The following is a 7360-nucleotide window of genomic DNA, read 5'->3' on the forward strand; positions in this document are numbered from 1 at the left end:
CTCGACTGGTGAGCTGGCGTATTCGGGCGTATCTCCTCCACCCCTCGTCATGAGTCACACCACGTCAGGCCGTGGACTGGCCGATGACGTGGTACTCCTCGGAGGGCATCGAGTCCCACTCAGTATTCGCGCCGTCGCGCGTCACCATGAACAACGGACGCGATCGGAGAACCTGCCCGACCAGTTGCCCACGCATGACGACCCCGGGATCATCCGGTCCTGCGTAGCCCTCGGGCGTGTAGCGAAAGTGCACGTCCATTGCCTCGGCATGCGCGATTGCGTCGCTCTCCAGCTCCGACAGGTCTCTCCCGACCAGCGGGAGTCCGTCGTACGCGACCTGGGGACCGTGCACGGCGTCGGCAGCGATGCAGAACAGCCCCACAACTTGGCTCACATAGGCCGTGACGGCAGGCGGAGAAGGAGCCACCCCGCGACGGTGGACCTCGACCTTCCAAGTCGGCGAGAAGATCGCGTGGTCCCGTGCACAATCGCTGACCTTCGTCTGGCCGAGTATCTCAGCCGCCTCGACCACTTCGTCGACAGTCATACCGAACCGGAGCGGTCCGACGCCGACAGTCGGCGAATAGGACCAATCGTCCCGTTCGGCGACTCCGGTCTTGAACGCCATAGTTGCTCCTCTAGAGACACCTGAGACTTGCCGCCGCCCATCATGCCAATCGCCGACCAGCAGACTGCCGGGTGCCGCCGAGCTCGCGCAGACCACTCAGCGCGAGCCCCATCTGAACACGGCGGCGAATACGCGACACCTGAACATGCGAGCTCCTTCGTCCACGTCACCGACGCGGCAGGCGCCGCGCTGGTCGCACTCGACTGGCCGGGCGGACCGATCAAAATCGTCGACGACGAGCCCGCTCCCACCCACGAGTGGCTTCCGGCCTTGGCCGAAGCCCTCGGCGCGCCCGCACCAGCCCGATGGCAGGTCGGCAGCCCTCGCTGACCACACACGGTCACAACAGACTGGACCCCACACGGAAATGGTGACAGTTGAATAGGCGAGCTCACCAACAGCCCCGGAGATCGCCAGGACCCATTCAGCAAGGTTTGATACCCAGGTTCACCAGTACTGCGCCGGGCCAGGCCCTGTGCTGTCGACGGTAGCCGCCCCGGCCGCCTCCGTGGGGCCGCACCCGGTAACCCGGCGCCGGGTGCGGCTGGCGCTGGCCTCTCAACTGCCGCCCTGCCAGATCTCAAGGACGACTCCGTACAGGCGGGCGGACCCTTCCTCTCGGGCCGGGTCGCTCTCGTCGTCCATCACGTGGGATCGCGCGGAGGGCGGCCACCGGCATTCGACCTGGAGCGGTACAAGAACCGGAACACCGTCGAACGGGCCATCAACAAGCTCAAGCACGCCAGAGCAGTCGCAACCCGATACGACAAACGCGGATACGTCTACCTCGGAACCGTCACCGCAGCCGCCCTCGTCATCTGGCTCCGCACATGATCGACCGGACAAGTCCTAGCCGCCGTGGCCCGGCGTGGGAGCTCCCGGCCGGGTGCGGGCGGCAGCCCGATCCGAGCCAGGTCGGTGCGTTCGGCGTCGGGCGCATCGAGGGACTTCGCGTGCTTGGCCGCATCGACGGAACCGGGTCCGTGGATGGTGAGTTCGAAGTCCTGGTGCGCCTTGGCGTCCGGCGCGAACGGCAGGTGGATCCGCCCGTCCGCGACCAGACGGCGCACTTCGGCCCGGCTCAGGCCGAGACCGAGCTGGAGCAGCCGCTCCACCCGGACCGGCGCGGGCAGCTCGAAGCGCACCTGCACCGAGAGCGGGTTCGGGTCGTCGAGCGCGTACAGCGGCATGCGGGTCTCCAGCTCCCACGTCCCGGTCCAGTCGAGCCGGTACCGGTTCTTCGCTGCGAGCGACACGCTCATCACCAACTCCCGTACCGCTGCCGGATCGTTGATCTCGTACGCCACCAGCCGGGCCGGCTCCAGCGTCGAGACGTGGACGCGCTCGTGGACGGGCACCTTCGAGGTCCGGTCGCACGTCGCGCAGCTCAGCAGCAGCCAGACGTCGAGCAGCTTGCCGTTCGCGTTGACGCGGATCTTCCCCGAGGCGCGGTGCCGCATGCCGGGGCAGTCCGGGCAGGACCGGACGACGGTGGGCAGGGCGGACTGACGCACGGCCCACAGGGCCTTGCGGTTGGTATTCATGTGTGTTGGGTGCTTTCAGGACTCAGCGGGAGGGCATGCCGAACTCACTCGGCGGCTCCCGCTCTCTGACGGATGCTCACGAGGGGCGCGACCCATCGCCCCGGGGCCGGGTCGTCAGGCTCCGAGGTCGATCGCGCGACAGGTACGTACTACGTGGCGGTCATCAAAAGTCCATGCGGGAGATCATGATCGAGACGGCGGCCCGCGGCAACCGAATTTCCCCGTGCCCTCGGCCAGCGGTCGCGCGCAGCCCCGCCCACTTCCCGCACCACCTCCACCAGGCGGGCGACGAGGCCCTGCCACGGTGTCTCGTCCTGGTGTTTTCCCCGCCCAGCCCCCTTTGGTGCAAGGGCTGGTGGCGGATCGGCACGGGCTCCGGCCGCATGCTGGTGGGCGCGGACGATGGTGGAGTCGACGGCGATGTTCCAGTCGATGTCGCCGGCCGCGTCCGCTTCGGCGACCCACACCCACCACCCCGCTCGAACACCCCCGCCGTCCGGCGGGCGGCACCCCCAGCCGCCAGACACCGTTCGGACCCGGTCGAATTCCCCGAACCCGCCCTACGGCGACGGCCCTTCTGACATGCTCACCCAGGCGACACCGGGCCACGCGCAACCGGGGTCCTCACACACAGTCAGCCAGGTAGTCAGGACGGTAGCATTGCAGTACACGATCAGTGCGGCGGCGTTTCTCGCGATCATCATCCTCGTCCGGCTCCGGCGCCCCACCCACTCCCGAAGCCGCGTCGACGAGGCCTTCACCGTGTTCAGCAGCGTCACCTTCGGCGTCCTCATCGCAGCCACCCCCTGGGGCCACGCGATCGTCCAGTTCGTCAGCGCCATCCTCAAGGCCATCCGCTGACACCCCGCTCAGGCGCCGGCGACCATCCGGCTGCGTGATAGCTAGGACCATGTCCAGATCCCGGGTCGCTGAGCGCTTCCTGGACGGCCGTAGGCCAAAGACGGTGGTCTATACGCGCGAAGCGATCGGCAGGGCCGTCGGCGACAACGGGGTCAGCTCCAGGGCGGCTTGCCCATTCCTTCCGCCCACAGGGCGAGTGCCCGCTGGTCGACGGCGCGGATGCCGACCTGCTGGCAGAACGCCGTGGCGGCCTTGGTGAACGAGCTGGTCGTCACCACCGCCGCCAGATCGCAGCGGTGGACGTCGCGATAGGTGCCGTTGACCTTCTGCACGTCCTGGGAGCCGACGAAGGTCCGCGGCCCATAGCGCTTGGCCTGGATCAGAATCCGCTGCCCGGCGGGAGTGGTGGCCAGCACATCCGCCGCCAGGTCGCCAGCCCCGCCGACCACCGCCACCTTCGTGCATCCGTCTCTGCGGCACAGGTCCGCCAGCGCCTGCTCGAACGCCTTCGGAGACATGGCCAGGAACGGTCCAATGTGTCGCAGCTGCGCTGCGCGCGCTTCGAACGCGCGCCGGTCGGCGGCCACCCGGCGATAGACGACGGTCACAACCGCGATCAGGGCGGCGGCCAGGAGGCCGAGGACGACGAGCAGGTGGTGGGCCAGCCAGGTCAGCACAACCACCACCAGGACGAGCACGGCGACGGCGCTCCCGAAGAGCACTACGGCGTTGTCGCGGGCCTGCCGGGCCCGGCGGGCAGCGGTTCGGCGTCGTCGTGCTGGCCTGCGCGCCACGGTGTCCCCCTCGAACCACGGTGTGCCCGCGATCGTAGAAGCGCCCGCAACCAGTCGCCGGTGAACCGGGCGAACTCCACCACCCGCCGCTCCGAGTTGACCGGATCACGATGGTCGGCGGCCGAACCACGTTCGCCCCCAAAGGTTCTGCACCGGGACCTGTTGAAGCAAGGGCGGGTTCGTCCTACAGAAGGGCGCGCAGTTCGGCGGCGAGGTGTCCGGGGTGGGCGAGGGGGGCGGAGAGGTCGAGGTCGACGCTGTTTGCGTAGTGGACGGTGCCGTCGGGCTGGGGTTCGCCGTCGTTGAGTGCCAGCAGGTACCAGCGGGAGTCGCCTCGGGCGAACACCCACGGTTCCCCGTCCCTGTCCAGGTCGATGCTGCAGCTGCAGCCGCAGCCGTTCTCGTCGTCGCCCTGCTCGCTGGGCCCGTGGCGCTGGTTGAGCTTCGCACCCAGGATGTCGGCGACTGCGGCGATGGTGTCGTGCGAGCTGGAGGGCAGGGTGAGGTTGGACGGCAGCGCCGCCAGTTCGCCGACCGCGTCGGCGGTGTGGGAGGGCGCCACGGACAGCATGTCGTCGGCGGCGGCCTTGATGAGGTCGTGGGCGCGGTCCGCGGGCGCACAGTCGCGTCGGCCCTCGATCTGCGCGAGGACCGAGCGCAGGCGCTGGAGGGCGACGCCGGCGGCGTCGACCTGGGCGAACAGCGCGGCGGCGAGGACGGCTGCCTGTTCCGGGGCGTAGAGGGCCCACTCGTGGTCGAGGGCGTCCACCGCAGCCCGGGTCGCCTCGGCTCCGGTGATGGCCAGCGAGATCGCGTCGTCCGGGTCCCGGGTCTGACCGCCCGCGTAATAGCGGACTTCCTCTACGAGATCGCCAAGGACGGTCCGGGGCGTTCGCTCCTCGTAGCCCTGCCAGAAACGGGGCCACGGGATGTTGCCGCTCATATGCTCTCCTCAAGCTCCAGGCCCTGAAGGTCTAGTGCTGCTCCGCGGAAGTTCGTGGAGGGGTGTTGATCAGATGGCCAGTCCACTGAGGTAGAGGCCGCCCGCGCAGTCGAGGGCTTCTTCTGGGGAGCCGGCTGGCAGTCCGCTGGGCAGGAAGTTGTCGCGGTAGCTGTCGCTGCTGGCCAGGTAAAGGGCAAAGCCCCAGGTGTGCAGCACGCCAGTGAAGCGTAGGCGGCACAGCGGCAGGCTTTGCCCGCCGGGCAACTCGGCGGCGACGTAGGCGAATCCGGCGCGGAAGCGGACCGCGATGGCGTCCACATGTGGCCAGCGTTCACGGGCGTGGCGGTTCAGGCGCTGGCGCAGGTGGTGCTGCATCGATTCCGGCGGGTTCTTCGGCACAGGCCCATCCTGCCGGGTACGGCGGCGACCCGCCATGATCGTTGGCCGTGCGTGGTGGGCGACGGGCGGGGACGGCGGTTGCGGTGGTGCTGGAGGCAAAGGCCCGCGAACGGCTGGTGCGGACGGTGGCTTCGGCGAAGTCTGAGGTGCGGGCGGTGCTGCGGGCCCGGATCGTGCTCGCGGCGGCGGACGGGCTTGCTAACGGCGCGATCGCCCGGGAGTTGGACCAGCGTGAACACGGTGCGCAAGTGGCGGGGGCGGTTCGCCGCCCTGGGCCCGGGCGGCCTGCGGGACGCCGAACGCTCGGGCCGGCCGCGGGCCTACGGGCCCGAGGTTCGGGTGGCGATCGTGGCCACCGCCACGAGCGCGCCGCCCCATCCGGAGTCGACCTGGTCGCACCGGGCCATCGCCCAGCGGGTGGCCGGCACGTGCTTCGCGCCGGTCTCCGCCTCCCAGGTTGGCCGGATCCTGGCCGGTCTGGACCTGAAGCCGCACAAGGTCCGTGGCTGGCTGACCCGGCGGGACACCCCGACTTCTGGCAGCGGGCCGCCGAGGTGTGCGCTCTCTACCTGGATCCGCCCGAGGGGGCGGTGGTGCTCTCGATCGACGAGAAGACCGCGATCGCCGCCCGCTCGCGCCGTCATCCCGGGCGTCCCGCGCGTCCCGGCGAGCCGGTTAGGCAGGAGTTCGAGTACCGGCGCCACGGCACGGTTTCCCTCGTGACCGCTCTCGACGTTCGCACCGGTGAGGTTCTCACCGAGGTGATCGCCCGAAACGACGCGGTGACCTTCACCGCGTTCCTAGACCAACTCGACCGGGCGATCGCGCCGGGCAGGGAGATCCACGTCGTGCTCGACAACGGTTCCTCCCACACTGCCAAACACACCAAGGCGTGGCTGGCGGCCCACCCGCGCTGGCACGTCCGATGGACCCCGCCGCACGCCTCGTGGCTCAACCAGGTCGAGTTGTTCTTCTCCGCCCTGACGCGCAGGGTCGTGCGACACGGCGACTTCTCCAGCCGCGACGACCTGATCGAGAAACTGGATGCCTACGTGATCGGGCACAACGAGACCGCCAAGCCCTACCGGTGGACCTATGAGGGCACCCCACTCAAGGCCGCCTGATCAACACCCCTCCACGAACTTCCGCGGAGCAGCACTAGATCGTCGTCCACAGGGCAATCACGGTCCCGCCCGCCCTGCGGGTGCGGGCGGGATCTTCAGGCGCCCTGAGGGGCACTCAGGGCTTTTCTCGGACCTGTTCAACGATCAGGTCATGTCGCGAGTCATGTCGACGAAGCGGGAGTAGTGGCCCTGGAACGCCAGGGTGGCGGTGAAGGTGCTGCCCATGCGGTTCTTGGCGACGATGGCGTCGGCTTCGCCGGCTCGGGGGGATTCCTTCTCGTAGTAGTCGGGTCGGTGGAGCAGGATGATCCCGGATGACATTCCCCTCGTAGCGTGGAGTTGTGACCAGAGGGGAAGTTGAGGGTCATGGCGGGGAGAGGCGCTCGTACGACGCGGAGTTCCGCGCGGGGGCGGTACGGATCGTGGCGGAGACCGGGAAGTCGGCCGCGGAGGTCGCGCAGGACCTAGGGGTGCAGCCGGGATCGGCGACACCTTCGCCTGGCTCTGCCTGACCGCCCTCGTCACACTTGCCGTGACCACCCTGACCCGCCTGCGGCGCCCCACCCCCACCATAACCGGCCCCGGAACCGACCGGTCCGCCGCCCGAGGGCCGTACACCCGGTCCCGCGCACGGTGAGGCCGCCGTCCACCATTAGCGACCCCGCCCGGCACAGGCGGTGAACAGCACCGGCACGGACACCACGGACGCCGCAGCTGTCAATCCCCTGTAATCGTGGAGTCTTCCGCTGTGCGGCCTTGGCCCCCTGATGGGCCTCGGTCGTGCCTTGTTGATGATCCGTTCGAACTCCATGGGCGGTGAGTCGTTGGCCACGCTGTGCCGACGGCGGGTGTTGTAGAAGTCCGTGATCCAGGTCGCGATCTTCAGATGTCCAGCGCCGACCCGACACGCCCCATGGACTGGACGACGCCGAGCCGATCGCACAGGTCGTTGTAGGCCTCGCTGCTGTATTCCCCAGGTTCAACCCGTCGTTGCAACAACACCGTCCTGTTGGATCAACAGTAGCTGCTCGTTGAAGACTTCGGCGGGTGTCCTCCACCCCAGGGTC

General features: G+C 68.9%; 8 protein-coding genes and 4 pseudogenes. 5 read left to right on the forward strand and 7 right to left on the reverse strand.

Annotated features, from left to right (window positions below):
* Positions 1-64: 64 nt before the first annotated feature.
* A complete protein-coding gene (locus ACWDAK_RS33985; RefSeq protein WP_344641406.1) occupies positions 65-628 on the reverse strand; it encodes a hypothetical protein in 564 nt (187 codons plus the stop codon).
* 651 nt (positions 629-1279) lie between these two features.
* On the opposite strand from ACWDAK_RS33985, the pseudogene ACWDAK_RS33990 reads away from it, so the two are divergent.
* A pseudogene (locus ACWDAK_RS33990) lies at positions 1280-1462 on the forward strand (IS5/IS1182 family transposase); the annotation flags it as partial.
* Here the strand turns inward: ACWDAK_RS33990 and ACWDAK_RS33995 are convergent.
* Entirely contained in the window at positions 1411-2172 is a 762-nt protein-coding gene (locus ACWDAK_RS33995) for a DUF1062 domain-containing protein (RefSeq protein WP_427395695.1), read from the reverse strand. The pseudogene ACWDAK_RS33990 and the gene ACWDAK_RS33995 overlap by 52 nt on opposite strands.
* 368 nt (positions 2173-2540) lie before the next feature.
* Positions 2541-2630, reverse strand: a pseudogene (locus tag ACWDAK_RS34000) (IS5/IS1182 family transposase); the annotation flags it as partial.
* Positions 2631-2832: 202 nt separating this feature from the next.
* On the opposite strand from ACWDAK_RS34000, the gene ACWDAK_RS34005 reads away from it, so the two are divergent.
* A complete protein-coding gene (locus ACWDAK_RS34005; protein ID WP_344641408.1) occupies positions 2833-3033 on the forward strand; it encodes a hypothetical protein in 201 nt (66 codons plus the stop codon).
* 152 nt (positions 3034-3185) lie between these two features.
* Here ACWDAK_RS34005 and ACWDAK_RS34010 read toward each other — a convergent pair whose 3' ends face one another.
* The 3 genes from ACWDAK_RS34010 to ACWDAK_RS34020 form a co-directional block, all read right to left on the reverse strand.
* Positions 3186-3731 carry a restriction endonuclease gene (locus ACWDAK_RS34010; RefSeq protein WP_344641409.1) on the reverse strand — a complete coding sequence of 182 codons (546 nt, stop codon included), beginning with the start codon at positions 3729-3731 and terminating at the stop codon, positions 3186-3188.
* A gap of 280 nt (positions 3732-4011) precedes the next feature.
* The gene (locus ACWDAK_RS34015; protein WP_427395694.1) at positions 4012-4770 is read right to left on the reverse strand and encodes a hypothetical protein; all 759 of its coding nucleotides are present in this window, start codon (positions 4768-4770) and stop codon (positions 4012-4014) included.
* 69 nt (positions 4771-4839) lie between these two features.
* Entirely contained in the window at positions 4840-5169 is a 330-nt protein-coding gene (locus ACWDAK_RS34020) for a hypothetical protein (protein ID WP_427395693.1), read from the reverse strand.
* Between ACWDAK_RS34020 and ACWDAK_RS34025 the strand changes: the two are divergent.
* Together ACWDAK_RS34025 and ACWDAK_RS34030 are read left to right on the forward strand one after the other, a co-directional pair.
* Positions 5089-5628, forward strand: a pseudogene (locus ACWDAK_RS34025) (helix-turn-helix domain-containing protein); the annotation flags it as partial. The gene ACWDAK_RS34020 and the pseudogene ACWDAK_RS34025 overlap by 81 nt on opposite strands.
* Positions 5598-6293: an IS630 family transposase gene (locus ACWDAK_RS34030; protein ID WP_344641412.1), complete on the forward strand. Its 696-nt coding sequence runs from the start codon at positions 5598-5600 to the stop codon at positions 6291-6293. The pseudogene ACWDAK_RS34025 and the gene ACWDAK_RS34030, both read left to right, overlap by 31 nt.
* 144 nt (positions 6294-6437) lie before the next feature.
* Here the strand turns inward: ACWDAK_RS34030 and ACWDAK_RS34035 are convergent.
* Positions 6438-6602 (reverse strand): annotated as a pseudogene (locus tag ACWDAK_RS34035) (DnaB-like helicase C-terminal domain-containing protein); the annotation flags it as partial.
* Between the two features lie 32 nt (positions 6603-6634).
* On the opposite strand from ACWDAK_RS34035, the gene ACWDAK_RS34040 reads away from it, so the two are divergent.
* Positions 6635-6805, forward strand: coding sequence for a transposase (locus ACWDAK_RS34040; RefSeq protein ID WP_344641673.1), 171 nt, complete (start codon positions 6635-6637; stop codon positions 6803-6805).
* Positions 6806-7360 lie beyond the last annotated feature (555 nt).

The organism is Kitasatospora sp. NPDC001175, from assembly GCF_053598215.1.

Excerpts from the sequence above, each read along its gene's own strand:
- ACWDAK_RS33985 (WP_344641406.1), bottom strand. The coding sequence starts at position 628 with ATGGCGTTCAAGACCGGAGTCGCCGAACGGGACGATTGGTCCTATTCG.
- ACWDAK_RS33995 (WP_427395695.1), bottom strand. The coding sequence starts at position 2,172 with ATGAATACCAACCGCAAGGCCCTGTGGGCCGTGCGTCAGTCCGCCCTG.
- ACWDAK_RS34015 (WP_427395694.1), bottom strand. The coding sequence starts at position 4,770 with ATGAGCGGCAACATCCCGTGGCCCCGTTTCTGGCAGGGCTACGAGGAG.